The 23,711-nt window shown below is 74.9% G+C and carries 24 protein-coding genes; 17 read left to right on the top strand and 7 right to left on the bottom strand.

Going from position 1 to position 23,711, the window contains the following annotated elements; genetic code table 11:
- Position 1 precedes the first annotated feature (1 nt).
- The 5 genes from ACFY1T_RS23100 (at position 2) to ACFY1T_RS23120 (ending at position 3,759) form a co-directional block, all read left to right on the top strand.
- Positions 2-328, top strand: coding sequence for a hypothetical protein (locus ACFY1T_RS23100; RefSeq protein WP_390789830.1), 327 nt, complete (start codon positions 2-4; stop codon positions 326-328).
- A complete protein-coding gene (locus ACFY1T_RS23105) occupies positions 325-663 on the top strand; it encodes a DUF4288 domain-containing protein (protein ID WP_390789831.1) in 339 nt (112 codons plus the stop codon). Before ACFY1T_RS23100 ends, ACFY1T_RS23105 begins: the two co-directional genes overlap by 4 nt.
- Positions 660-1,970: an MFS transporter gene (locus tag ACFY1T_RS23110; protein WP_390789932.1), complete on the top strand. Its 1,311-nt coding sequence runs from the start codon at positions 660-662 to the stop codon at positions 1,968-1,970. The genes ACFY1T_RS23105 and ACFY1T_RS23110 overlap by 4 nt, the downstream gene beginning before the upstream one ends.
- On the top strand, positions 1,967-3,217 hold the full coding sequence (locus ACFY1T_RS23115; protein ID WP_390789832.1) for an anhydro-N-acetylmuramic acid kinase: 1,251 nt from the start codon (positions 1,967-1,969) through the stop codon (positions 3,215-3,217). Before ACFY1T_RS23110 ends, ACFY1T_RS23115 begins: the two co-directional genes overlap by 4 nt.
- Before the next feature lie 62 nt (positions 3,218-3,279).
- The gene (locus tag ACFY1T_RS23120) at positions 3,280-3,759 is read left to right on the top strand and encodes a hypothetical protein (RefSeq protein WP_390789833.1); all 480 of its coding nucleotides are present in this window, start codon (positions 3,280-3,282) and stop codon (positions 3,757-3,759) included.
- A 10-nt stretch (positions 3,760-3,769) separates the two neighbouring features.
- Here ACFY1T_RS23120 and ACFY1T_RS23125 read toward each other — a convergent pair whose 3' ends face one another.
- The 4 genes from ACFY1T_RS23125 to ACFY1T_RS23140 form a co-directional block, all read right to left on the bottom strand.
- On the bottom strand, positions 3,770-4,504 hold the full coding sequence (locus ACFY1T_RS23125) for an SOS response-associated peptidase (RefSeq protein ID WP_390789834.1): 735 nt from the start codon (positions 4,502-4,504) through the stop codon (positions 3,770-3,772).
- Positions 4,505-4,909: 405 nt separating this feature from the next.
- Positions 4,910-6,139, bottom strand: a complete 1,230-nt coding sequence (locus ACFY1T_RS23130) for an FAD-dependent monooxygenase (RefSeq protein WP_390789835.1) — start codon at positions 6,137-6,139, stop codon at positions 4,910-4,912.
- 115 nt (positions 6,140-6,254) lie between these two features.
- Positions 6,255-7,895 carry a phosphoglucomutase (alpha-D-glucose-1,6-bisphosphate-dependent) gene (pgm, locus tag ACFY1T_RS23135; protein ID WP_390789836.1) on the bottom strand — a complete coding sequence of 547 codons (1,641 nt, stop codon included), beginning with the start codon at positions 7,893-7,895 and terminating at the stop codon, positions 6,255-6,257.
- A gap of 156 nt (positions 7,896-8,051) precedes the next feature.
- A complete protein-coding gene (locus tag ACFY1T_RS23140; protein WP_390789837.1) occupies positions 8,052-9,038 on the bottom strand; it encodes a class I SAM-dependent methyltransferase in 987 nt (328 codons plus the stop codon).
- 78 nt (positions 9,039-9,116) lie between these two features.
- Here ACFY1T_RS23140 and ACFY1T_RS23145 point away from each other — a divergent pair, with 78 nt between their 5' ends.
- Entirely contained in the window at positions 9,117-9,740 is a 624-nt protein-coding gene (locus ACFY1T_RS23145; protein ID WP_390789838.1) for a helix-turn-helix domain-containing protein, read from the top strand.
- Positions 9,741-9,749: 9 nt separating this feature from the next.
- On the opposite strand, the gene ACFY1T_RS23150 is transcribed toward ACFY1T_RS23145, so the two are convergent.
- The gene (locus tag ACFY1T_RS23150; protein ID WP_390789839.1) at positions 9,750-10,499 is read right to left on the bottom strand and encodes an anti-sigma factor; all 750 of its coding nucleotides are present in this window, start codon (positions 10,497-10,499) and stop codon (positions 9,750-9,752) included.
- Entirely contained in the window at positions 10,496-11,116 is a 621-nt protein-coding gene (sigK, locus tag ACFY1T_RS23155) for an ECF RNA polymerase sigma factor SigK (RefSeq protein WP_390789840.1), read from the bottom strand. Before sigK ends, ACFY1T_RS23150 begins: the two co-directional genes overlap by 4 nt.
- Positions 11,117-11,390: 274 nt before the next feature.
- Here sigK and ACFY1T_RS23160 point away from each other — a divergent pair, with 274 nt between their 5' ends.
- The 5 genes from ACFY1T_RS23160 (at position 11,391) to ACFY1T_RS23180 (ending at position 15,622) form a co-directional block, all read left to right on the top strand.
- On the top strand, positions 11,391-12,653 hold the full coding sequence (locus ACFY1T_RS23160) for an NAD(P)/FAD-dependent oxidoreductase (RefSeq protein ID WP_390789841.1): 1,263 nt from the start codon (positions 11,391-11,393) through the stop codon (positions 12,651-12,653).
- Between the two features lie 128 nt (positions 12,654-12,781).
- A complete protein-coding gene (locus ACFY1T_RS23165) occupies positions 12,782-13,504 on the top strand; it encodes a DUF1365 domain-containing protein (protein WP_390789933.1) in 723 nt (240 codons plus the stop codon).
- Positions 13,501-14,787, top strand: coding sequence for a class I SAM-dependent methyltransferase (locus ACFY1T_RS23170; RefSeq protein WP_390789842.1), 1,287 nt, complete (start codon positions 13,501-13,503; stop codon positions 14,785-14,787). Before ACFY1T_RS23165 ends, ACFY1T_RS23170 begins: the two co-directional genes overlap by 4 nt.
- Positions 14,784-14,906, top strand: a complete 123-nt coding sequence (locus tag ACFY1T_RS23175) for a hypothetical protein (protein WP_390789843.1) — start codon at positions 14,784-14,786, stop codon at positions 14,904-14,906. Before ACFY1T_RS23170 ends, ACFY1T_RS23175 begins: the two co-directional genes overlap by 4 nt.
- Positions 14,903-15,622 (top strand): alpha/beta hydrolase, encoded by a 720-nt coding sequence (locus ACFY1T_RS23180; RefSeq protein WP_390789844.1) that lies wholly within the window; start codon positions 14,903-14,905, stop codon positions 15,620-15,622. Before ACFY1T_RS23175 ends, ACFY1T_RS23180 begins: the two co-directional genes overlap by 4 nt.
- Before the next feature lie 157 nt (positions 15,623-15,779).
- On the opposite strand, the gene ACFY1T_RS23185 is transcribed toward ACFY1T_RS23180, so the two are convergent.
- Positions 15,780-16,190, bottom strand: a complete 411-nt coding sequence (locus ACFY1T_RS23185; RefSeq protein WP_030856703.1) for an organic hydroperoxide resistance protein — start codon at positions 16,188-16,190, stop codon at positions 15,780-15,782.
- A 124-nt stretch (positions 16,191-16,314) separates the two neighbouring features.
- Here ACFY1T_RS23185 and ACFY1T_RS23190 point away from each other — a divergent pair, with 124 nt between their 5' ends.
- The 6 genes from ACFY1T_RS23190 to ACFY1T_RS23215 all read left to right on the top strand — a co-directional run bounded on the left by ACFY1T_RS23190 (position 16,315) and on the right by ACFY1T_RS23215 (position 23,695).
- The gene (locus tag ACFY1T_RS23190; RefSeq protein ID WP_390789845.1) at positions 16,315-16,788 is read left to right on the top strand and encodes a MarR family winged helix-turn-helix transcriptional regulator; all 474 of its coding nucleotides are present in this window, start codon (positions 16,315-16,317) and stop codon (positions 16,786-16,788) included.
- 275 nt (positions 16,789-17,063) lie between these two features.
- A complete protein-coding gene (locus ACFY1T_RS23195) occupies positions 17,064-17,459 on the top strand; it encodes a VOC family protein (protein ID WP_390789846.1) in 396 nt (131 codons plus the stop codon).
- A gap of 275 nt (positions 17,460-17,734) precedes the next feature.
- Positions 17,735-19,342 carry a benzoylformate decarboxylase gene (gene mdlC / locus ACFY1T_RS23200; RefSeq protein ID WP_390789847.1) on the top strand — a complete coding sequence of 536 codons (1,608 nt, stop codon included), beginning with the start codon at positions 17,735-17,737 and terminating at the stop codon, positions 19,340-19,342.
- Between the two features lie 59 nt (positions 19,343-19,401).
- Complete coding sequence (locus ACFY1T_RS23205; protein WP_390789848.1) at positions 19,402-20,808, top strand: FAD-binding oxidoreductase; 1,407 nt, start codon at positions 19,402-19,404, stop codon at positions 20,806-20,808.
- Positions 20,805-22,226, top strand: a complete 1,422-nt coding sequence (locus tag ACFY1T_RS23210) for a cytochrome P450 (RefSeq protein ID WP_390789849.1) — start codon at positions 20,805-20,807, stop codon at positions 22,224-22,226. Before ACFY1T_RS23205 ends, ACFY1T_RS23210 begins: the two co-directional genes overlap by 4 nt.
- A gap of 116 nt (positions 22,227-22,342) precedes the next feature.
- A complete protein-coding gene (locus ACFY1T_RS23215; RefSeq protein WP_390789850.1) occupies positions 22,343-23,695 on the top strand; it encodes a hypothetical protein in 1,353 nt (450 codons plus the stop codon).
- Positions 23,696-23,711: the final 16 nt, after the last annotated feature.

Genomic DNA, 23,711 nt, shown 5'->3' on the forward strand with positions numbered 1-23,711 from the left:
CATGGGTCTCGACCGGAAGCCGGGGCGGCGCGGCGCGGCCGCCCTCGCCCTCGCGTGCGCCCTCCTGTCCGGCGTACCGGCGGGCGCCGCCGCCGCGCCCGCGCGGCTGCCGGCGCAGTCCACGGCGCGGTTCTCGGACGCCTGCGCGGCCGGCGAGAACCTGGGCGAGATCGCGAACAATTTCATCTCGCGGTGCCGCAGGGGCTCCATCCGGCAGGCGTTCCCCGGGGAGCACTACGGGGACTCCCTCGGGTACATCCGGGGCTGCGGGCGGGGGTCCTGCCGGACGGCGTGGAAGCTGCTGAACGACAACCGGTTCAAGAAGTGAGGACGTACGTCGCCGTCCTGCTCTGCGCCGCCGAGGCTTCGCCCTCGGCGGCGTCCGGCGGCCAACCGCCCCTGTACCGGGAGAGCTTCGTGCTGCTGGCCGCCCGGAACGAGGACGAGGCCGGGCAGAAGGCCCGGGCCCACGGCGAGGGCCTGGAGACGCACTACCGCAACGCGGAAGGCGAGCTGATCACCTGGACGTTCCGGCAGCTCGTGGACGTCGCGGAGGTACCGGACGACCGCGTGGGCGACGGAACGGAGCTCTACACGAGGCACTTCCGGAACTTCGCCGCCTACACCGCGTTCGAGCCCCTCCTCTCGGGCGAGGACCTCTGACGGTGAGACCCCTCGCGCTGCGCCCCGCGGCGGCCGTCCGCACGAGCACCACCCGGCGGGCCCTGCTCGCCGGGTCGGTCGGCAACCTCGTCGAGTGGTACGAGTTCGGCGTCTACGGCTGCCTGGCCACCGTCATCGCCGCGAACTTCTTCCGGTACGAGGGGAGCAGCGGCGCGGAGGCGCTGGTGGCCGCGTACGCCTCCTTCGCGCTCGCGTTCTTCTTCCGCCCCGTCGGCGCCGTGCTGTTCGGACGGCTCGGCGACCGGGTCGGGCGGCGGCCCACCCTCATCGTGGTGGTCGGCCTCATGACGCTCGCCACCGTGATGATCGGCCTCCTGCCGACCCGCGCCGCGATCGGCGCCGCCGCGCCCTGGCTGCTCACCCTCCTGCGGGTGCTGCAAGGGCTCTCCGCGGGCGGGGAGTTCGGCGGGGCCGTCGCCCTCATGACGGAGTACGCGCCCGTCGGCCGCCGCGGCCTCTACGGCGCCTGGCAGTCCTTCACCGTCGCGCTCGGCCTGCTCACCGGTGCGGGTACGGCCGCCGCCCTGGCGAGCGCGCTGCCCGCCGACGCCCTGCACGCGTGGGGGTGGCGGATCCCGTTCCTGCTGGCGCTGCCGCTGGGCGCGGTCGCGCTGTGGCTGCGCACCGCCCTGGCGGAACCGCCCCCGCCGCAACAGCCCGCCGCCCCGGCGGACGCTCCCGCCGTCCGCCCCCGGGAGCTCGCGCGGGCCGTCGTCCTCGGCATCGGGCGCGTCATGGGCTGGTCGGCGGCCGGGTACACCTTCCTCGTCGTCCTGCCCTCCTACCTCCAGGCCACCCTGGGCGCCTCCCTCCGCGAGGCGCTGCTCGCCACCGCCCTGGCCAACGCCGGGTTCGCCGCCTCGATCCTGCCCGCCGGGGCGCTCAGCGACCGGATCGGCCGGCGGCCGGTGATGCTGGGCGGCGCCCTCGGCGTCGTGCTGCTCGCCCTCCCCCTCCTCCGGCTCCTCCAGTCCCCCGGCGCCTCGCCGTGGTCCAGGGCCGGAGCCGTCCTGCTCGCCGGCGCGCTGGTCGGCCTGATGGCCGGGCCCGGGCCGGCCATGCTCGCCGAGATGTTCCCGCGCCGGGTGCGCTGCACCGGGCTCGGACTGGCCTACTCCCTCGCCAACGCGGTGTTCTCCGGCTGCGCCGGGCTCGTCATCACCGCCCTGATCGCCCGGACGGGAGACAGCTCCGTGCCCGCGTACTACGCCGCCGGCGCCTGCGCCCTCAGCTGCTTCGCCCTGCTGGGCCTGCGCGGCCGCGACCACGAGGAGCCGCTGCGATGAGGACGAGGGTGATCGGGCTGATGTCGGGGACCTCGTACGACGCCGTCGACGCCGCGGCCGCCGACCTCGAACTCTGCGCCGAGGACGGCACGCTGCACCTCGAACCGCTGGGTCTGGTCAGCGAGCCCTACCCGGCCGATGTCCGGGAGGCCCTCGCCGCCGCGCTGCCGCCCGCGGCGACCACCCTGTCCGAGGTCTGCCGGCTCGACACCCGGATCGGGCAGGTCTTCGCGGCCGTCGCCGCCCGCGCCGACAGCGAACTGTGCGGGGGGCGCGCCGAGCTGGTCGCCTCGCACGGGCAGACGGTGTACCACTGGGCCGAGGGCGGCCGGGTGCACGGCACCCTGCAGCTCGGCGAACCGGCCTGGATCGCCGAGCGAACCGGCTGCCCGGTCGTGTCCGGTTTCCGGCCGCGCGACGTGGCGGCGGGCGGTCAGGGCGCACCGCTGGTGAGTCTGATCGACCTGATGCTCCTGCGCGGGCGTCCCGGCGTACCGGCCGCCCTGAACATCGGGGGGATCGCCAACGTCACCGTGCTGCCGGCGGGCGGCGCTCCCCTGGCGTTCGACACCGGACCGGGCAACGCGCTGATCGACGCGGCGGTCCGTGAACTGAGCGCGGGGAGGCTCGCGTACGACGCGGACGGCGCGCTGGCCGCCGCCGGGCGCGTCCACGGGGGGCTGCTGGAGCGGCTGCTGTCCGGAGAGCCGTACTACCGGCTGGCGCCCCCGCGGACGACGGGCAAGGAGCTGTTCCACGCCGGCTACCTGCGGTCACGCCTGGTGGGGTTCGGCGAAATGCGGCCGCAGGACCTCGTCGCCACCCTGACGCGGCTGACCGCCCGTACGGTGGCCGACGCGCTGCGCCCGCTCGGCGCCACCGAGGTGTTCGTGTCCGGCGGCGGCGTACGGAACCCCGCGCTGATGGCGATGCTCCGCGACGAGCTGAGGAACGGCACGGGCGGAGCGGGCGGCGCCGCAGGCACCGCGGTCCGCGGGTCCCAGGAGCTCGGGCTGCCCGCGGAGGCGAAGGAGGCCTACGCCTTCGCGGTGCTCGGATACCTCACCCTGCACGGCCTCCCGGGCAACGATCCGGGGTGCACGGGCGCCGCGGGGCCGCGCGTACTCGGGTCGCTCACCCCGGGCAGCCGCCCGCTGCGCCTTCCCGCGCATCCGGACCGCGCCCCGCACTCCCTGACCGTACGGGGGCACACGCCCGCCCGGGCGGGGGTGTGCCCGCCGCCCTGATCTGCCGGGGGAACGGCAAATCGGAGAGAGGGAAGGCTTCGTGCACAACCGGATCACACGACATGCGGCCGCGCTGCTGGCTGCGCTCGTACTCCTGCTGCAGACGGCGGGGCCGGGGCCGCCGAGGCGGCCGAACCGACTGGCGGCGCATCTGGGGCGAGCCGGGCTTCCCGTACGACACCGCGGACCCGGCGGACGTGCGCCAGCGCGCCGTGTGGGAGCGCAACGACCCGGCCCATCGGGCCGCCGGGCTGGCCGGTAGCGCTCTCTACGTCTCGTACGGCGACGGCACGGACGCCGGTGCGGGCTGGCAGCGGGGCGACCCGCCGGCGAGCCCGACACGCTGCACGAACCCGGTCCGCCACGGCACGGAACCCGTCGAGCGGCTCATCCACGGCATGAACCAGGACCTGCGGCTGCGGCTCGCCCGGCTGGGGATCCCGGCGGCGGTGTGCTCGTACCGGGGCGTCCACGCGTGGCCGTACTGGGAGCGCGAGCTGGTGTCCTCGTTCCCGATGCTGATGGCGGCCATCGGCGCCTGACCGGCGGCGCTCAGTGCTCGGCCGGGGGCTCGAGCAGCTCGGGTCCGTTGTTGCGGACGCTGTTCACCGCGGTGGAGACCGCCCGTACGTCGAGGTGGCCGCCGGCCGGGGTGTGGAGCAGGGCCCGGAGCACGTGGACGTCCTCGTGGGCGGGGTCCAGCCAGGCGTCGTGGTCGTGCGGGGCAACGGCCAGCGGCATGCGGGGGTGGATGCGGCCGGCCGCGTCGGTGGCCTCGGTCGTGATGATCGTCGTGGTGACGAGCCAGGCAGCCGGGTCGTCCTCGTCCGTCACGGCCGGGTCGCGCCAGAACTCGTACAGCCCGGCCATGGCCATCACCCCGGCGTCCTGCGGAGTGATGAAGTACGGCTGCTTGTACGCCTTCGCCGTCGCGGTGGCGGCCACGGGCTGCCACTCGTAGAAGCCGTCCGCGGGCAGCAGGCAGCGGCGGCGGGTGAAAGCCCGGCGGTAGGCGGGCTTCTCGTGCACCGTCTCCACCCGCGCGTTGATCATGCGGGCGCCGCCGTTCGGGTCCTTCGCCCAGGAGGGCACCAATCCCCACCTCAGGGCGCGCAGCCGGCGCTCCACCTCGCCCGTCGCGCGGTCGGGGCGTTCGAGGACCGCCCAGACCTCGTCGGTGGGGGCCACGTTCCAGCTCGGTGCCAGCGTCTCCCGCGGGTCCCAGCGGGCCTCGAACAGGCCGGCCAGGTCCTCGGGGGCGCGACTGGAGGCATATCGACCGCACATGCCATCCACTGTCCCACCGCGCGGGCCCTTCCGGCTCCGCCCGGCCGCACGCCGCGCCGCGCCTGCCGGGACCGGTCGCCGTGCCGGGACCGGTCGCCGTGCCGGCGCCGCGGGCGCGGGATTCAAGGAGGGGTACGTGCCCGCAGCCGCCGGGGCGGCCGCCCGGGCCGCTCACCGCGGACGGCCGCCGTCTCCAGCGTAGGCCGCGGTGGCGCCGCCCCGCACCGTGGCGGCCGCCCGCGGTGGCCGAGCCGCCGGCGGGGCGCTCGGGTGCCCTCGGGCCCCGGCCTCCCCGACGCCGGACTCCCCGCGGGCGCTCGTACGGGGTCCGTTCCCGCTCCGCGGACCGCAAGACGCCGTCGCGCGGGGCGGACTCCCCCGCCGTCGCGCCGTTGGCGCGGCCGCTCAGCCCCGGGCCTCCCGCGCCATGGCCTGACCGCCGATGTCGGCGGCTCCGTCGAGCAGTTCCCGCCACCACGACTCCACTTCGCGGAGGTCCATCGTGGCCCAGGCAGGGGTCTGCTCCACCTGGCCCCGGCCGAGGCGGCGGGCCAGGGCGACCATCTCCCGCCCCGCCGCACCGCGCGCGGCGTGGTACCCGCCCAGCAGCTCGGCCCAGCTGCCGGCCCGGCGCCAGGCTTCCTCGAACGCGGAGGCGTCCTGGAGCGCCTTCGCCACCCCGCTCGTGTTGTGCGGGCGCACCACGGTGGCCGCGTCGCCCGCGAGCAGCAGGCGCCCGGCCGTCGTACGCGCCGTCTCGAGGTCGTAGATGGGCTGGACGTAGGTGTCCGCGGGTTCCGTCAGGGCCAGCACCTGCGCCCAGTGGGGCGGGAACTCCCGCTCCAGCAGCGTGCGCAGGTGTGCGGTGAGTTCCTCGGTCACCCGCCCCGGCGGGAAGCTCGTAGGGTCGTCGAACGGAAGCCTGCCCCCGCTCGGGGGCATGGCGTACAGGACCCAGTTCACCCGGGGGCCGTCCGGTCCGGGGGTGGGGTAGACGACGCAGCTCCCGCCGGTGAAGCAGACGGTGGTCACCGCGTCGGAGGGCACGCCGCCGTGGCCGAGCCCCTCCAGCCGCCGGGCGTCGAGGTTCCCGCGCCAGCAGACGTACCCCGCGTAGACCGGCCGGGACTCCGGGCAGACGGCCTCGCGCACCACCGAGCGGTACCCGTCGGCTCCGACGACCAGGTCGAACGGCTCGGCGCCCCCGTCGGCCGTCCGCACCTCGGCCCGCTCGCCGGTGTCGGCGACGCCCGTCACGGCCGCCCCCTGGCGGTAGGTCACCGAGGCGGGGGTCGCCTCCCGCAGCCCGCGCCACAGCAGCCCCCAGTGGTACGAGTGGAAGGGGAACGGCTGCTCCCAGAACACCCGCCCGGCGGGCCCGGCCACCCCGTCGTCGCGGACGATCCAGCGGCGCCGGGTCAGCCGGTGCGCGGCGATGCCGGCGGGCAGGGCGCCGGTGGCGGCGAGTTCGGCGGCGCGGCCGTCGTGGATGCACAGCCCCAGTCCGCGGTCGGCCAGCCGCCCCCGGGTGCGTTCCAGGACCACCACCTCGTCGGCGCCCGCGCGCGCCGCCGCCGAGGCCAACGCACAGCCCGCAACGCTCCCGCCCACCACCGCGACTTTGCCGCCTCGCATGACCGCTCCCTCCGCGCGAACTCCCGGAGCCCGCCACCCTACTGAGAAGTCCCGGGCCGGGGTGGCGGGTTCGCCGGCGAGAGGTGCGGCGGCGAAGGCTTCGCCGGGGGCGGGATCAGTCGGCCAGTGCCGCCGAGACGACGGACCGGGCCTCCTCCTGCACGCGGGCCAGGTGGTCGGTGCCCAGGAAGGATTCCGCGTAGATCTTGTAGACGTCCTCCGTGCCCGAGGGTCGCGCCGCGAACCAGGCGTGCTCCGTGGTGACCTTGATGCCGCCGATCGCGGCCCCGTTCCCCGGAGCCTCGGTCAGCACCCCCGTGACCGGTTCCCCGGCCAGGGTGTCGGCGGTCACCTGATCGGGTGACAGCCGGGCGAGGACCGCCTTCTCCTCCCGGGTGGCCGGGGCGTCGATCCGGGCGTAGGCCGGCTCGCCGAAACGGGCCGTGAGGCCGGCGTACCGCTCGCTCGGGGTCTGCCCCGTCACGGCGAGGATCTCCGAGGCCAGCAGGGCGAGCAGGATGCCGTCCTTGTCGGTGGTCCACACCGAGCCGTCGCGGCGCAGGAAGGAGGCCCCGGCGGATTCCTCGCCGCCGAAACCGATGCCGCCCGACAGGAGGCCGTCCACGAACCACTTGAAACCGACGGGCACCTCGACCAGTGCGCGGCCCAGGTCCGCGGCCACCCGGTCGATCATCCCCGAGGACACCAGGGTCTTGCCGACGCCCGCGTCCGCCGGCCACTGCTCGCGGTGGCCGTAGAGGTACTCGATCGCCGTGGCGAGGTAGTGGTTGGGGTTCATCAGGCCGCCGTCGGGGGTCACGATGCCGTGCCGGTCGGCGTCCGCGTCGTTGCCGGTGGCGACCTGGAACCGGTCCCGGCCCTCGATCAGCGAGGCCATCGCGTACGGGGAGGAGCAGTCCATCCGGATCTTGCCGTCCCAGTCCAGCGTCATGAACCGCCAGGTGGGGTCGGTGTACGGGTTGACCACGGTCAGGTCGAGGCGGTGCTCCTCGGCGATCCGCCCCCAGTACGCCACGGAGGCCCCGCCGAGCGGGTCGGCTCCGATGCGCACGCCGGCGGCGCGCACCGCGTCCAGGTCGAGCACGGACGGCAGGTCGCGCACGTACGTGCCGAGGTAGTCGTGGGTACGCGTGGTCGGGGCCGCCGACGCGCGCGCGAACGGGATGCGCCGGACCTCCTTCATGCCGCCGGTGATGATCTCGTTGGCGCGCTCCTGGATCCAGCCGGTCGCGTCCGATCCGGCGGGCCCGCCGTGCGGCGGGTTGTACTTGAAGCCGCCGTCCGCGGGCGGGTTGTGCGAAGGCGTGACCACCACTCCGTCGGCCAGGCCCGCGGTGCGACCGCGGTTGTGGGTGAGGATCGCGTGCGAGACCGCGGGCGTGGGGGTGTAGCCGTCGGCGGCGTCGACGAGCACGGTCACGTCGTTCGCGGCGAAGACCTCGAGGGCGGTCACCCGGGCGGGTTCGGACAGCGCGTGGCTGTCCGCGCCGAGGAAGAGGGGGCCGTCGATGCCCTGCCCGGCCCGGTACTCGCAGATCGCCTGGCTGGTCGCGGCGATGTGGTCCTCGTTGAAGGCCGTGGCGAGGGAGGAGCCGCGGTGGCCCGAGGTGCCGAAGGCGACGCGCTGGCCGGGATCCGCCGGATCGGGGTGCAGGGCGTAGTACGCGGTCACGAGCCGGGCCACGTCGACCAGGTCCTCCGGGCGCGCCTGCTGCCCCGCTCTTTCGTTGAGCATCCGCCCATTCCTCCGTACTGGATCAAAGAGAACAACCGTGGTCATTGTGTCGCCCCCTGAAGGTGCCCGCACCGCCGCGTCCCCACGCCGCCCCCGCCTGTGCCCCGGGTCACGCAGCGGGGCACGCGGCGGGGACGGGCCTCGCCCGCGCGGCGGTCATCCGCCGGAGGCTTCGCGCACGCCGGTGAAGACGGTGGTGGCGGACAGGAGGAAGGCGTCGGGCCGGTGCAGGATGCCGTGCCGGGCCTCGGGATCGAGCAGCACGTCGAGGGTGTCGAGGTCGTCCGCGTCGAGCATGTCGCCCGCGGACTCCCGCAGGCGGGTCAGCTGGGTGTGCAGGAAGGTGCGGGCCGTCTCGCCCAGCGGGGCCGGCAGGTCGAGGAGGTACGTGAAGCTCCCGACGCGGGAGAGCCCGGCGCGGCCGAGCATCGCGGGCCAGTCCTCGACGACGGGGGTGCTGCCGGGGAGCTCGGCCCGCATGATCGAGAACCAGTGCTCGTGGAGGGCGTCGAGCCGGGCCTGCAGGCCCGGCCTGCCGATGCCGATGTCGCGCGGCAGGAAGCGCATCGGCAGCCCGCCTTCGGCCACGGCGAGCACTCCGCCGGGACGCAGTACGCGGGCCAGCGCGTCCAGCGCACCCTGCTGATCGCCGAGGTGGTGGACGAGCTTGCTGCTCCAGATCAGGTCGGCGGTGCCGAGGCCTTCCCCGCCGGGCCCGTCGCCGCTGTGCAGGCCTTCGGGCAGTTCCGCGCGGCGCACGGCCACCCGGTCACCGAGGCCGAGCTTCTCGGCGCGGGCCCGGGCGCGGTCCAGCAGCCCGGGCGTGGCGTCGACGGCGACGGTCTCGGCGCCGGCGAAGGCCTCGGCGAGCACGCAGGTCATCACGCCGGGTCCGCTGCCGATGTCGAGGATGCGGCCGGCCTCGGCCCGGGGGCCGAGCAGCCCGCCCAGGTGGGCCGCCGCCCGGCGCAGGCCGGGGAGCTGGAGTGCGGCGCCGCTCTCCAGCTGGGTCGCCATGACGTCCCAGTCGACGTCGGTGGAGTGGTGGCCGTGACCGTGGCCGGACGTCTCCGCGGGCGCGCGGCCGAGGCCGTGGCGGTGGCCGTGTTCGTGCGCGGGGCCGGGATCGCTGTGTGGGCTCATGCCGCGGAGCCTGCACCGGGTGGATCCGTTCCGACAACTCTTGTTGCCGTTTCCGGGACGGCCGGGTGGAATGCCTCCATGGACACACCCGCCGACCATGCTCCGGCCGACCCGCCGACGCCCTACCGCACCGTTCTCGACGAGGTCGGCCCGCGGCTCAAGCGGCTGCGCGCCAGGCGCGGTCTCACCCTGGCCGCGCTCTCCGAGGCGACCGGCATCTCCAAGAGCACCCTGTCCCGGCTGGAGTCCGGCCAGCGCCGCCCCAGCCTGGAGCTGCTGCTGCCGCTGGCCGGCGCGTACCGCGTGCCGCTGGACGATCTGGTGGGAGCGCCCGAAGTGGGCGATCCGCGGGTGCGGCTGACGCCGCACGCGATGCCGAACGGTGATTCGTACGTCCCGCTGTCGCGGACTCCGGGCCCGCTCCAGGCGTACAAGATGATCATCACGGACCGGGGGGCCGAGCCGGATCTCCGCACCCACGAGGGCTACGAGTGGATGTACGTGCTGCAGGGGCGGCTGCGGCTGGTGCTTCCCGAGCACGATCTGGTCCTCGGCCCGGGCGAGGTCGCCGAGTTCGACACGCGTCTGCCCCACTGGTTCAGCAGCGCCGACGGGCGGCCCGTCGAGGTGCTCAGCCTCTTCGGCAGGCAGGGCGAACGCATGCACGTGCGGGCGAAGCCCGCCGCCAAGCCCGCCCCGTAGCGGAGCGGGTCAGGTCGGCAGGCTGAGCAGCAGCAGCGGGCGGGTGGTGGGCCGGGCCGATCCGCCGGCGGGTTCGACGGTGAGTCCGACCCCGGAGGCGCCCTGGATTCCGCCCTCCATCAGCGTGGCCCCGTCCTGCGTGAGGAGCCCGGCGGGGCGCATGGTGCCGTGGTCGTCGAACCAGAGCTGGTACGTCCGGCCCGCGCCGGGGTCGGGGAGCCCGGTCCCGATGAAGACCGCCCTGTTCTGCAGCTTGGAGCTGACCACGGAGGTGCCGGCGCCGGTGGTGGTGCGGCCGCGCACCGTACGGGCGTCGGGGGCGGCCACGACGGCGCTGACGTCCTGGAGGCGGCGTTCGGAGGCCTGGGCCTGCTGCCGGGCCTCCTCGGCGAGCTGTTTCTGCCAGACGGTGACGCCCCCGAGCACGGCCGCCCCGGCGAGGCTCGCGGCGATGGCCAGCGTGATCGCCTTGCGGCGCAGGATCGCGGTGAACGTCATCGGCCTGCCCGAGTCGGGCAGCAGCGGCGGCAGTTGGCGTACCGATTCGACCCCGTGCAGGACCGCGTCCCTCATGCGGGCAGGCGCCGCCAGGGTCGCGGCCCCGGCCAGACGGGCGGCGGTGGCGGAGAACCCGGCCACTTCCTGCCGGCACGAAGGGCAGTCGGCGAGGTGCGCGGTGAACGTCTCGTGTTCCGCCGCCGTGAGTGCGTGGAGTGCGTACGCGCCGGTGAGGGTGTGCAGTTCTCCGTCGTGCTTCATGTGGTCACCCCCATGCAGTCGCGCAGCCGGATGAGCCCGTCGCGCATGCGTGTCTTGATCGTGGGCAGTGGAGTGCGCAGGGTCTCCGCGACCTCGCGGTACGTCAGGCCCTGGTAGTAGGCCAGGGTGACGGCCTGGCGCTGGATCTCGGTCAGGCCGCGCATGCAGCGCCGGACCTGTTCGCTCTCCAGCCGGGTTTCGACCTGTTCCGCCACCTCGTCGAACGGGCGCGCCTGTTGGCGGGCGGCCTGGTCGTGTTCGCGGTTGATCGCGGCCTGTGCGGAGCGGACCCGGTCGACGGCGCGGCGGTGGGCGAGGGTGGCGGCCCAGGCGAGCACGCTGCCCTCCTCGGGGCGGTAGCGGGCGGCCTGCCGCCACAGGTCGATCATCACCTCCTGTGCCACCTCCTCGGACTGGGCGCGGTCTCGTACGACCCGGACGACCAGGCCGAACACGGTTCCGGACAGGGCGTCGTAGAGGGCGGAGAAGGCGTCCTTGTCGCCGCGGGCCACCCGGGACATCAGGTCCTCGAGCCGCGGAGCCGCGGTGTCGGGGACACCGAAGGGCAGCGGCTGCCCGGTGGTGGCGGATGGTCCGCCGAGGTCCGTCCGTCGCATGACAATCCTTTCCCGTCGAATGGACCGGCCCTTCCAGAAAGAGAGCCGACCGCTCCGGATGCTGCCAGGTTCGCCTTCCAGACCGGTCTTCGGAGCAGACATCTGTGCGGATTGGTCAACCGGGTCGCCAATTGCCGATCAATGTGGCAGCACCCGGGCCGCGGCCGGTTCCGCCGTCCGCAACCGGCACCAATCCGATGGCCCTTCGGCCTCGAATCAAGAGCGAGAGGCCGTCCCGGAAGGCGGCGTGGCGACCGGTGGGGAGTGACGGACTGTGCGTACCCAGAGTGTGGCCGTGATCGGCGGCGGGGTGGCGGGGCTGACCGCCGCCTACGTCCTGCAGAAGGCGTGCGACGTCACGCTGTACGAGGCGGACCCCCGGCTGGGGGGCCACGCCCACACCCATGAGCTGCCGGCCCCGGGCGGCGGAACGGTGCAGGTGGACTCGGGGTTCATCGTCCACAACGAGCGCACCTATCCGCTGCTGATGCGGCTCTTCCGCGAACTCGGGGTGGCCACGCAGGACTCCGAGATGAGCATGTCGGTACGGTGCGACGGCTGTGGCCTCGAGTACGCCGGGGCCCGCGGACCCGCGGGCCTGTTCACCGGGCGGGCCGCGCTGCGCGGCCGGTACCTGAGGCTGCTGGCGGAGGTGCCGCTCTTCCACCGGCGCGCCCGCCGACTGCTGGCCGAGGGCGGTCCGGAGCGGCCGCTCACCCTCCGCGCCTTCCTCGACGACGGCGGGTTCTCCCCGTACTTCGTCGGCCACTTCATCACGCCTCTGGTGTCGGCCGTGTGGTCCTGCCCCACCGAGACCGCGCTGGAGTACCCGGCCGAGTACCTGTTCCGCTTCCTCGACCACCACGGGCTGCTGTCCGTCGCCGGTTCCCCCCGGTGGAAGACCGTCACCGGTGGCAGCGCGGCGTACGTGGCCAAGGCCGCCAAGGAGATCAGCAACGTCCGGACCGCCACTGCGGTCAACCGGGTCGACCGGATACCGAGCGGCGTCCTGGTGGGCACGGAGGACGGCACCACCGAGCCGTACGACGCGGTCGTCATCGCCACGCACCCCGATCAGGCGCTGCGCCTGCTGGCCGAGCCCACCCGCGACGAGCGGCGGATCCTCGGCGCCTTCCGGTACGAGGCGAACCCGACGGTGCTGCACACCGACACCGGGCTGCTGCCCCGCTCTCCCAGAGCCCGGGCCTCCTGGAACCACCACCTCGACGACTGCCGTCCGGGGGCGGGGGGAGTCCGGGTCAGCTACGACATGACGCGGCTCCAGCGGCTGCCGGGCGGTGCCCGGTACGTCGTCACCCTGAATCCGGGCGGGCTGATTGACCCCGAACGCGTCCTGGCCCGCATGGACTACGCGCACCCCGTCTACACGCCCGAGTCGGTGGCCGCGCAGCGGGCGCTGCCCCGCCTCAACACGCGCGTCACCGCGTTCGCGGGGGCGTACCACGGGTGGGGCTTCCACGAGGACGGCTGCCGGTCGGGCGTACAGGCCGCCGCGGCGCTGGGGGTGCGGTGGTGAGCCGGGTGGACGCGCCCACCGCGGCACAGCGGACGAGGCGCACGATCCTCCCGGGGCCGACGGCATCGGCGGCCGCAGCGGCGGCGGACCGGACGGTCGCGACGCCCCCGGCCCTCCCGCCCGTCGCCGTGCCGGCCCTGTACGACTGCGTCGTCTCCCACGCGCGGACGGCCCCCGTACGGCACTCCTTCCGCCACCTGACGTACATGTGGCTGGTGGACCTGGACGCGCTCCCCCGCCTCCCGTGGCCGCTGCGCCCGCTGGCCCGCTTCCGCGCCCGGGACCACTTCGCCTCCGCGCCGACCATCCGGGCCGGACTCGACGCGTACCTGGCCTCCCGGGGCGTGGACCTCGACGGCGGGCAGGTCCTGATGCTGGCCCACGCGCGGGTCCTCGGGTACGTCTTCAACCCGCTGACGCTGTACTGGTGCCACGACCGCGCCGGGGCCCTGGTCTGCGTCGTGGCCGAGGTCCACAACACGTACGGGCAGCGCCACTGCCACCTCCTGCGGACCGACGAATCCGGCCGGGCCGAGACGCCGAAGGAGCTGTACGTCTCGCCGTTCTTCCCCGTCGACGGCCACTACCGCATGCGCCTGCCGGAGCCGCGGGAGCGGCTGGAGATCTGCGTCCAGCTCGAGCGCGCCGGGCAGCGGCCCTTCACGGCGACCCTGCACGGCCGGCACCGCCCCGCCACCGCCCTCGCCCTGCTGCGCGCGGTGGCCCGGCGGCCCTGGTCCACGGCCGCCGTCTGGGCCGGGATCCGCCGCCACGGCATCCGCCTGCTGCTCCGCGGGCTGCCCGTACAGCCCCGACCCGACCGCGCGCCCCAGGAAGGCATCCTCCCGTGACCCTTTCCCTCCCCCGCAGCGCCGACACCGAGTCCGGCACGGAGCCCGTCACCGTCTGCGACGCGCAGGCGTGGCCGGACGTGGCGCGTCCGCCGGCGGCCCCGTTCGGGCACGCGGCCGTCGCCCGCGCACTGGTCCGCCGCGCCGTGACCGCCCTGCCCCTGCGCTGCCGCTTCGGCGCCGAACCGCCCTGCGGCAGCGGTCCCTCGCTGACCGTCCACGACCCGGACTCCTTCTTCCGCCGGATCGGGGCGCACGGGCTGATCGGCTTCGGCGAGTCCTACATGGCCGGCGAATGGGACAGCGACGACCTGACCGGCCTGCTGACCGTCCTCGCCGCGCACGTGGACGACCTCATGCCCGTCCCGGTGCGCAGGCTGCGCGGGGCGTGGGTGCAGCGCAGGCCCGAGGCGCAGCTGAACTCGCGGGCCGGGGCCCGGGAGAACATCCACCGCCACTACGACCTGTCGAACGAGCTGTTCGCGCTCTTCCTCGACGAGACGCTCTCGTACTCCTCCGCCGTGTTCACCTCCTTCCCCGCGCGCCTCGAGAGCCTTCCGGCCGCGCAGCACCGCAAGATCGACCGGCTGCTGGACCTCGCCGGCGTCGGCCGGGGCACCCGCCTGCTGGAGATCGGCACCGGCTGGGGCGAGCTCGCGCTGCGCGCCGCCGCCCGCGGGGCGCGCGTGACGACGGTGACCCTCTCCGCCGAGCAGCAGCACCTCGCCCGCCGCCGGATCGCGGCGGCGGGCCTGGCCGACCGGGTGGACGTGGAGCTGCGGGACTACCGTGACGTGGAGGGGCGCTACGACGCGGTGGTGAGCGTGGAGATGATCGAGGCGGTCGGCCGGGACTTCTGGCCGACGTACTTCGCGGCCCTGCGGGACGCGGTGGCGCCGGGCGGACGGATCGCCCTCCAGTCGATCACCATGGGGCACGAGCGGATGCTGCGCACCGCCGGTACGCACACCTGGATCAGCAAGTACGTCTTCCCTGGCGGCCTGATCCCCTCCCGCGAGGCCATCGAGGCACATGCGGCCGGGGCGGGGCTGCGGATCGTCTCCGACCAGGGGTACGGCGACCACTACGCGCAGACGCTGCGCCTGTGGCGGGAGCGGTTCGCGCAGCAGGAGCGGGCCGTGGCGGCGCTGGGCTTCGACGCGACGTTCCGGCGGATGTGGGAGTTCTACCTGTCCTACTCGGAAGCCGGGTTCCGGTCCCGCTACCTCGACGTCCGGCAGCTGCTCCTGACGGAGGACACCTCGCCGGGAGCGCGGCCGTGAACGCCGCCGCCCGCGAGGCCCTCGGGGGCGACCCGGCCGTCGCCCCCGTGGCGGCCGGCACCGTACTGCTCCGTACCAGCGGGTTCCTCAGGCTGCCGCCGAGGGGAGGCCGCGCATGAGGCGGCCGGCGGGTGCGCTGGCGCTGCACCGGGTCCCGCAGGATCCGACGGCGGCGGTGCTCCTGCTGCACGGAGGGCGGGCGCAGGGGCTCGAGGCGCCGCCGCGGCCGAACCTGCCGGGGCTGCGGATGCGCCCGTTCGCGCGGGCGATCTCGGGCTCGGGGGCGGCGCGGGGCGTGGTGGTGGCGGAGGTCCGCTACGAGCACCGGGGCTGGAACGGCAACCGCGCGGATCCGGTCCACGACGTGTGGCAGGCGCTGCGCGAGCTGTGCTGCGTGGCCGGTCCCCTGCCCGTGGTGCTGGTCGGGCACTCCATGGGAGGGCGGGCCGCGCTGCGGGCCGCCGCCGACCCGCTGGTCCGTGCGGTGGTGGGGCTGGCGCCGTGGTGCCCGCCGGGTGAACCGGTGATGCACCTGGGGGACACGGCCGTGGTGCTCCTGCACGACGAGGCCGATCGCGTCACCGACGCGCGGGGTTCGTGGGACTACGTACGGCGGGCCCGCGCCCGGGGCGCCCGGGCCGCCGGCATCTCGATGCCGTACGGAGGTCACACGATGCTCCGCCGGGCCCCGGACTGGCACCGGGCCGCGAGGGACACGACGCTTGGCCTCCTCGGCCTGGCCCCGCTCCCGGAAGCCCTGTTCACGGACCGGGTGCCGACCGCGCCGGGCCCGTCCCCGCGGCTTCCGGCGCGGGGCGGGTCGGCGGCCCGGTGACGCGGTGGCCGCGAGCGGACGGCGCTGCGGCCCTTCGCGCCGCCGTCCCCGGGGGCGCGAACGCGAGGAGGCCCACGCCCGGCCGGACCTCGGGGAACGCCCCGGCCCGCCCCCTCGGGGGGCGGGCCGGGTGCCATGGGGAGGACCCCCGTGGGGACTACTCGACCACCAGCGTGACCGGGATGTTGCCGCGAGTGGCCTTGGAGTAGGGGCAGACCTCGTGGGCCTGCTTGACCAGCAGCTCGCCCGTCTCGCCGGCGAGGGACTCGGGCAGCTCGACACGGAGGGTGACGGCCAGGCCGAAGCCCGTGTCGTCCTTGCCGATCGAGGTCTCCGCGGTGACCGACACCTCGCCGGTGTCGACCTTCGCCTGCCGTCCGACCAGGCCGAGGGCGCTGGCGAAGCAGGCGGCGTAGCCGGCGGCGAAGAGCTGCTCGGGGTTGGTGCCCTGGCCGTTGCCACCGAGCGCCGGGGGCATGGCGAGCGCGAGGTCGATCTGGCCGTCGGAGCTGACGGTGCGGCCTTCGCGGCCGTTGGCGGTGGCGACAGCGGTGTACAGCGCGTCCATCGGGGGTTCCTCTCACGGTGGTGACCGTCCAGCCGGTGTTCGGCTGACCTCCAGAAGTAGAGCACACAATTCAGTTGTGCACAACTAAATGACTCGCAAGCCTTGCCCGGGTACACTCGGGTCCATGAGCGAGCAGCCCGCCCCCACCCTCCGCGAAGAGGACTTCCTCCGTCTGGACGGCCAGATCTGCTTCGCGCTCAACTCGGCGAGCAGGGCTTTCAACGGCCTCTACCGCGTCGTCCTCAAGGACCTCGGCCTGACCTACCCCCAGTACCTGGTGATGCTGGTGCTGTGGGAGCACGGCACCACGCCCGTCAAGGAGATCGGAACCCACCTCCGCCTCGACTCGGGCACGCTGTCGCCGCTGATCAAGCGCCTCGAGGTGGCCGGGCTGGTCCACCGGGAGCGCAGCGCCGAGGACGAGCGCTCGGTCCACGTCGGCCTCACCGATGCCGGTACGGCGCTGCGCGCCCGCGCCGTGGAGGTGCCGCGCCGGATCGCGGCCGCGACGGGCTTCGAGCTCGCCGAGATCCGGGACCTCCAGACCCGCCTGCACCGCCTCACCACGGCCCTCGACGCCGCGGTGCCGCAGGCCTGACCGGTCCCCGACCCGCCATCCTGGCGGAAGCGGGCGAAACGCTTCCGGGAGGACGGCGAGCCTCCCGCCCTCGTCCGCGAGGGAGGGGCGGCTGCGGCATGGAGGACATCGCGACCGCCGCGGCCGCCTCCTCATCGGGGCGACGGCGACCGATGCCCGGGGGCAGGCCCGGGCGGGCGCCGGACGGCCACACCCGCGCCACCGCCCAGGACACCCCTAGGGGGTGTCTTGGCGAGCCCGGCGTGATCGGCAAGACACCCCCTAGGCTCGGGACCATGGTGCACGTACTCGGCAGCCGCGTCCTGCTCACCCCCGCCGACCCGGAACGCTCGCGCGCCTTCTACGGCGGCACCCTGGGGCTGGCCGTACACCGGGAGTTCGGCACCGGGCCGGACCGGGGCACGGTCTACTTCCTGGGCGGCGGCTTCCTCGAGGTCTCGGGACGCGCCGAGGCCCCGCCCGCCCCCGGGCTCCGGCTGTGGCTCCAAGTCGCCGACGCGCAGGCGGCGTACGAGGAGCTGCTGGCCCGGGGTGCCGAGGTGCTGCGGCCGCCCGTGCGGGAGCCCTGGGGGCTGATCGAGATGTGGATCGCCGATCCGGACGGGGTGCGGATCGCCCTCGTGGAGGTCCCTGCGGACCACCCGCTGAGGTTCCGCCCCGGGACCGACTGAACCCCGCTCCCCCTTCCGGCCGGACCCGCATGTCCGGTACGCCGTACGGGTTGTTCACCATCCGCGGGCGCCGAGCCCGTCCACCCATCGGGGGGACATCGGGCGCACCCCCTGGACACCGCGTCAACCCCGACCGGCCGCGCGGCCGGTACGGGAGCGGGCACGCAGTACGCGCATAGCAGAGATGAATATGCCGTGGAGGCTTTTTGTAAAGATCAACTCAGTGTGCTGGATTGATCACCGACAGTGCTCCCGGCTGCGCGGAAGGACACCGAATGCGCACGGTTCGCGAATCAATCCTGGACGTTCTACGAGCACGTGGTGTCACCACGGTCTTCGGCAACCCCGGCTCGACCGAGCTGCCGATGCTCAAGCGGTTCCCCGAGGACTTCCGGTACGTGCTCGGCCTCCAGGAGGCGGTCGTCGTCGGCATGGCCGACGGCTTCGCCCTCGCCTCCAGAACCACCTCCCTGGTCAACCTGCACACCGGGCCCGGCACGGGCAACGCGATGGGCGCCATCCTGAACGCCCGCGCGAACCGCACCCCGATGGTCGTCACCGCGGGCCAGCAGGTGCGCGCCATGCTCACCATGGAGGCCCTGCTCTCCAACCCGCAGGCCACACTGCTCCCCCAGCCCGCCGTCAAGTGGGCGTACGAGCCCCCGCGCCCCGCCGATGTCCCGGCGGCGCTGGCCCGCGCCGTGCAGATCGCCGAAACCCCGCCGCACGGGCCGGTGTTCCTCTCCCTCCCGATGGACGACTTCGACGCGGAGCTCACCGAGCAGGAGGATCGGGCCGGCCAGGCCGCCGCCGCCCGCCGGATCACGCACGCCGCCGCACCCGACGCCGCCACGGTCGCGGCGCTCGCCGACCGGATCTCCCGCGCCCGCTCCGCCGTCCTCGTCGTCGGGGACGACGTCGACGCCTCCGGCGCCTGGGACGCCGTCCTCGCACTCGCCGAGCGCACCGGACTGCCCGTCTGGGCCGCGCCCGTCTCCGCCCGCGTGTCCTTCCCGCGCAGCCACCCGCAGTTCCGCGGGGATCTCGCCCCGGCGATCGGGCCTCTCGGCCGACAGCTCGAGGGACACGACCTCGTCGTCGTGGTCGGCGCGCCCGTGTTCCGCTACTACCCCTACGTCCCCGGGGCCCACCTGCCCGAGGGCACCGAGCTCGTGCTCCTGACCCGGGACGCCGAGGAGGCCGCCCGGGCCCCCGTCGGGGACGCGGTCGTCGCGGATCCGGCCCTGGCCGTACGGGCCCTCACGGAGCTGCTCCCGGCCGCCGGTGCGCCCGCAGCGGCGGCGCACGAGCAGGTGCGCTTCCCCGAGGCGGCCGAGGGGACCCTCACTCCGCTCGCCGCCCTGACGGCCATCGCGCAGGGCGCCCCCGAGAACACCCTCTGGGTCAACGAATCACCCTCCAACGTGCCGCAGTTCCACGAGGCCACCCGCATCAGCACCCCCGACTCCTACCTGTTCTCCGCGGGCGGCGGACTCGGCTTCGGGGCCGCCGCGGCCGTCGGCGCGCAGCTCGGCGCGCCCCACCGCCCCGTGATCTGCGTGATCGGCGACGGCTCCGTCCACTACGCCGTGCAGGCCCTGTGGACCGCGGCCGCGTACAAGGTCCCGGTCACGTTCGTCGTCCTCAGCAACGCGAAGTACGCGATCCTCCACTGGTTCGCGCAGCTCGAGCACGCCCAGGGCGCCCCCGGCCTGGACATCCCCGGCATCGACGTCACGGCCGTCGCCGACGGCTACGGGGTGCGCACCCACCGGGCCCAGGGCGCGGGCGAACTCACCAAGCTCGTACGGGACGCGGCCGCCCAGCAGGACGGGCCGGTGCTGATCGACGTGCCCGTGACCACCGAGCTCCCCTCCCTCTGAAGCCCGGCCGCCGCGCCGCCCGGACACCAGCCTCCCCCCACCACTGTCAGAAGGCCCTCATGTCCCCCGAAACCCCACTCCTGTCGCGCCTGCGCACCCTCCTCACCGACCACGCCGACGTCCTGCACACCGACCCGGAGACCCTCGCCGCGCACGCCCGCGACGCCGCGCCGTTCTCCGAGGCCGGCACCCCGGCCGTCGTCGCCTTCCCGCGCACGGCCGAGCAGGTCCGGCACATCATGCGCACCGCGTACGAACTCGGCGTCCCGGTCGTCCCGCAGGGTGCCCGCACCGGCCTCGCGGGCGCCGCGAACGCGATCGACGGCTGCGTCGTCCTGAGCACCGCCCGGATGGACCGCATCCTGGAGATCGACCCCGCCAACCGGCTCGTGCGCTGCGAGCCCGGTGTGGTCACCAAGCGGCTGAACGACGCCGTCGCCGAGCACGGCCTCTCCTACCCGCCCGACCCCGCCTCCTGGGAGCACTGCACCATCGGCGGGAACATCGCGACCGGCGCGGGCGGCATCTGCTGCGTCAAGTACGGGGTCACCGCCGACTACGTCCGCGGGCTGGACCTCGTCCTCGCCGACGGCCGCCGGATGCGCACCGGCCGGGACACGGCGAAGGGGGTCGCCGGCTACGACCTGACACGGCTGCTCGTCGGCTCCGAGGGCACCCTGGCCGTCATCGTCGGCGCCACGCTCGGGCTGTGCCCCGTACGGCCGCCCGCGCTGGCCATGCTGGCGCAGTTCCCGACCCTGACCGCGGCCGGGGACGCAGTCGCCGCGATCACCGCGGCCGGCCACGTCCCGTCCGCACTCGAACTCCTCGACCGGGCCACCTCCCAGGCCGTCGCCGACCACGGGCACCCGATGTTGGCCCCGGGGGCCGCGGCCACGCTCATCATCGAGAGCGACACGGCCGAGCCCGCCCGCGACCTGGCGTCGATGGCCCTCCTGTGCAAGGAGGCGGGGTCCCGGAACGTGGTGACCGCCTCCGGCTCCGAGGAGTCCCGGCAGGTCATCGAGGCACGGCGGCTGGTCACCCCGGCCCTGGGCGCGTTCGCCGCGACCCTCGGCGGCCGGCCGACGGCCTTCATCGAGGACGTGGCCGTGCCCCGCTCCGAACTGGCCAAGTTCATGGGCACGATCGAGGAGATCGCCGCACGGAACCGGCTGCGGATCTTCACCCTCGGCCATGCGGGGGACGGCAATCTGCACCCGACCGTCGTCTTCGACGAATCGGACGCGGACGAGTTCCGCCGCGCCCGGACCGCGTACGACGACATCATGGCCGCGGGCCTGGCCCTCGGCGGCACCAGCACCGGGGAGCACGGCATCGGCACCCTCAAGCGCGAGTGGCTGACCCGCGAGCTCGACCCGGTGAGCCTGGAACTCCAGCGCGGGCTCAAGCGCCTCTTCGACCCGAAGAACCTGCTCAACCCCGGCAAGGTCGTGGAGGCATGACCGAGGCCACGGCCCGCTCCGGGCCCGCCGACGAGAGCGCCGCCGAGACCGCCCGGGCCGCGGACCGGACCGCGGACGCGGCCCCGCTCCCCGTACCCCGGCCCGCCCGGGCCGGGCGCGCCGAGACCGTCCGCTTCGCCGCCACCCACACGCTGCCCGCGTTCGTCCGCGGGGCCTTCCACCTGCGGCCCCGGGTGGTGGCGGCGTACGCGGCCCTCGGCCAGCAGGGCTGGTCGGCCGCGACGCTGCGGGCCATGCGCGCCCGGCACGGCGGGGCGCCGGTGGAGGTGCGCGGCCTGTCCGGGCCGCTGCTGGTCCTGCTCGACCACGCGGACGTACGGCGGTTCTACGAACTGCCCGTGCGCACCCTCGCCATGGACGCGCCCGACAAGTACAAGGGGCTGTCGCTGCTGGAGCCCACGGGCGTCATCTGCTCCCACGGCGACACGCGCGAGGAACGCCGCCGCGTCAACGACGAGGTGCTCGCGGCCGACCGGCCCGTCCACCCCTCGTGCGAAGAGTTCCGGGCCCTCGTCGCACAGGAGGCGACCGCCCTGGTCCAGGGCTCCGAGCTGGACTTCCCGCTGCTGCGGCGCACGGTGGCCCGGCTCGGGCGCCGGATGGTCCTCGGCGACGCGGCCGCGGACGACGAGGAGCTCGCCCGGTGGCTGCTCGTGATCCGCGAGGAGGCCAACTGGATGCGGATGCGCAAGGGCCGGGCCGCGGCCGCCGAGGCGCTCTACCGCAAGGCCGCCGCCCGCGTCGAGGAGTACGCCGCCCGGGCCGAGCCGTACACCCTGGCCGCGCTCGCCCACGGCCATCCGGCCGCCGCGGGACCGGACGCCGCCGCGCTGGACGCGGTGGGCCAGGCCCACCACTGGCTGCTCGCCCTCGACACCGTCGGCCCGACCGTCGCCCGCACCCTGCTGCTGCTCGGCGCGCATCCGGCCGAGCAGGAGGCGCTGCGGGGCGAGGTGGAGGGCGGGGGTGCGGAGCTGCCCCGGCTGCGGGCCTGCGTGGAGGAGACCCTGCGGCTGTTCCCGATCGTGCCGGACCTCGTACGGGTCACCCGGGCCGAGACCGAGTGGCGCGGGGTGCACTACCCGGCGGGGACGGCGGTGCTGGTGCCCGCCCTGTTCCATCAGCGGGATCCGCAACACGTGCCGGCGGCCCACCAGTTCGTGCCCGCCCGGTGGCTGCGGCCCGGGGCGGCGCAGGACATCCGGATGGCTCCGTTCAGCCACGGCGGCGGGCGCTGCCCGGGTGAGCACCTGGGCGTGCTGACGGCCTCGCTGCTGACCGCGGCGGTGCTGCGGGGCCACCGGGTCACCGGCGGCGGGCCCGCGGTGGACCCGTGCCGTCCGCTGCCCGGCCTCCTCGCCTCGGCCGGCATCCGGCTCACCCTCGCCCCGCGCTGAGCACGTGCGGCGGCGCGGGGCCGGCCGGCCGCCGGGCCCGCGCCGCACGTCCGTCCGGTCGACCGGCCGCACATCCGGCCGGCCACCCACCCCACCACGCCCCGGAGGGCACCTGCATGACCGATGCCACCAGCGCCGTCGCCGGGCACGAACCGGAGATCGGCTCCCTGCACCACCTGTGCCGCGTCCTCGCGGAGGCCGCCGAAGCCGTGGGAGAGGCCTCCCGGTACGCCTCCGAACTGGCCCTCGGCACCCGGCTCCCGCGCGCCGGCGGCGGCGCCGCCTGGCGCACCCTGCTGCGGACGATCACCGACCCCGAGGGACTGGGCTGGGCGCCGCGCGGCCGCGGCCTGGCCCGGGTCGGCCGGCTCGCCGGGGTGTTCACCAGCCGGGAGAGCCTCGCGGTCAGTCTGGCGGTGACGGGCCTGAAGGCCCGCATCCGGGCCGCCGCCGTCACCCACCCCGAACTGCTCGCCGACCCGGACACCGCACGCGTGCTGCGGGCCGTCCGGGAGGACCGGCAGCGGGAGGCGGTCCGCGTCTTCCGCTCGATCCTCGCCGCCCGGGGCGCCGAGCGGACCTTCGCCCTGCTGGCCCCCGCGTTCGCCGACGTCCTGGCCTGGAACGCCCTCACCGACGAGAACCCGCTCAACGACGGGGCGGGCTGGGAGATCGCCACCGGCCGCACCCTGACCGGCACCGAGCCGATCCTCGGCGTCAGCGCCCGGGTCTGGGCCTTCCTCGACCGCGGACCGGGCCGGGCCGAACCGCTCGTCCCGTCCCCCGCGCTCGCCGGGCGCCTCGACACCTCGGGCACCATCGCCGGGTACGTCCGCAACATCGGCGCCGTGGGCACCGACGGAACGCTGCTGGTCCAGCAGGTCGTGGGACCCGACGGAGTGCAGCGGTACGTGGTCCACCTGGCCGGCATGTCCGGGGTCAGCGACAAGAGCCCCCAGGACCTGCTGGGCGCCGTCCACGCCGTCGCGCGGCCGGCCACCCCGTACTCCAGGGCCGTCGCCAAGGCGCTGCGCGTGCTGATCCCCTCGGGCTGCGAACTGGCCCTGGTGGGCCACAGCCTGGGCGGGATCACCGCCATGAACCTGGCCGCGGACCGGGACTTCTGCGGGATCCACCAGGTCACGCACGTCGTCGCGATCGGCTCCCCCGTCGACGGCAAACGCCCGGCCGATCCCCGGACGCGGGTGTACTCGCTGGTCAACGAGCACGACGTGGTGCCCGGCCTGGAGGGCCGCTCCTCGGTCTCCGCGTACGCGCTGCCCGAACAGTTCACCGAGTTCACCTGGACCGACGACACGCACGCCTTTCCGCTGTGCCACGCGGCGGAGCGGTACGCGCACAACCTCGAACACGAGGTGCCCGAGGCGAGCGCACACGTCGACGCCGCCCTCGCGCCCTTCCGGGGCCGGGTGACCGACGCGCGCTTCTTCCGTCTGTACGACCGCTGACCGCGGACCGCCGCCC

The sequence above is a fragment of the Streptomyces sp. NPDC001194 genome (assembly GCF_042896985.1).
Taxonomy (GTDB): Bacteria; Actinomycetota; Actinomycetes; order Streptomycetales; family Streptomycetaceae; genus Streptomyces.

Coding starts and splice junctions, on each gene's coding strand:
- mdlC (WP_390789847.1), top strand. CDS start 17,735: ATGCGCACGGTTCGCGAATCAATCCTGGACGTTCTACGAGCACGTGGT.
- ACFY1T_RS23195 (WP_390789846.1), top strand. CDS start 17,064: ATGGTGCACGTACTCGGCAGCCGCGTCCTGCTCACCCCCGCCGACCCG.
- ACFY1T_RS23100 (WP_390789830.1), top strand. CDS start 2: ATGGGTCTCGACCGGAAGCCGGGGCGGCGCGGCGCGGCCGCCCTCGCC.
- ACFY1T_RS23215 (WP_390789850.1), top strand. CDS start 22,343: ATGACCGATGCCACCAGCGCCGTCGCCGGGCACGAACCGGAGATCGGC.
- sigK (WP_390789840.1), bottom strand. CDS start 11,116: ATGCGACGGACGGACCTCGGCGGACCATCCGCCACCACCGGGCAGCCG.
- ACFY1T_RS23150 (WP_390789839.1), bottom strand. CDS start 10,499: ATGAAGCACGACGGAGAACTGCACACCCTCACCGGCGCGTACGCACTC.
- ACFY1T_RS23145 (WP_390789838.1), top strand. CDS start 9,117: ATGGACACACCCGCCGACCATGCTCCGGCCGACCCGCCGACGCCCTAC.
- ACFY1T_RS23205 (WP_390789848.1), top strand. CDS start 19,402: ATGTCCCCCGAAACCCCACTCCTGTCGCGCCTGCGCACCCTCCTCACC.
- ACFY1T_RS23140 (WP_390789837.1), bottom strand. CDS start 9,038: ATGAGCCCACACAGCGATCCCGGCCCCGCGCACGAACACGGCCACCGC.
- ACFY1T_RS23125 (WP_390789834.1), bottom strand. CDS start 4,504: ATGTGCGGTCGATATGCCTCCAGTCGCGCCCCCGAGGACCTGGCCGGC.
- pgm (WP_390789836.1), bottom strand. CDS start 7,895: ATGCTCAACGAAAGAGCGGGGCAGCAGGCGCGCCCGGAGGACCTGGTC.
- ACFY1T_RS23120 (WP_390789833.1), top strand. CDS start 3,280: ATGCGGCCGCGCTGCTGGCTGCGCTCGTACTCCTGCTGCAGACGGCGG.
- ACFY1T_RS23180 (WP_390789844.1), top strand. CDS start 14,903: ATGAGGCGGCCGGCGGGTGCGCTGGCGCTGCACCGGGTCCCGCAGGAT.
- ACFY1T_RS23130 (WP_390789835.1), bottom strand. CDS start 6,139: ATGCGAGGCGGCAAAGTCGCGGTGGTGGGCGGGAGCGTTGCGGGCTGT.
- ACFY1T_RS23185 (WP_030856703.1), bottom strand. CDS start 16,190: ATGGACGCGCTGTACACCGCTGTCGCCACCGCCAACGGCCGCGAAGGC.
- ACFY1T_RS23115 (WP_390789832.1), top strand. CDS start 1,967: ATGAGGACGAGGGTGATCGGGCTGATGTCGGGGACCTCGTACGACGCC.
- ACFY1T_RS23210 (WP_390789849.1), top strand. CDS start 20,805: ATGACCGAGGCCACGGCCCGCTCCGGGCCCGCCGACGAGAGCGCCGCC.
- ACFY1T_RS23190 (WP_390789845.1), top strand. CDS start 16,315: ATGAGCGAGCAGCCCGCCCCCACCCTCCGCGAAGAGGACTTCCTCCGT.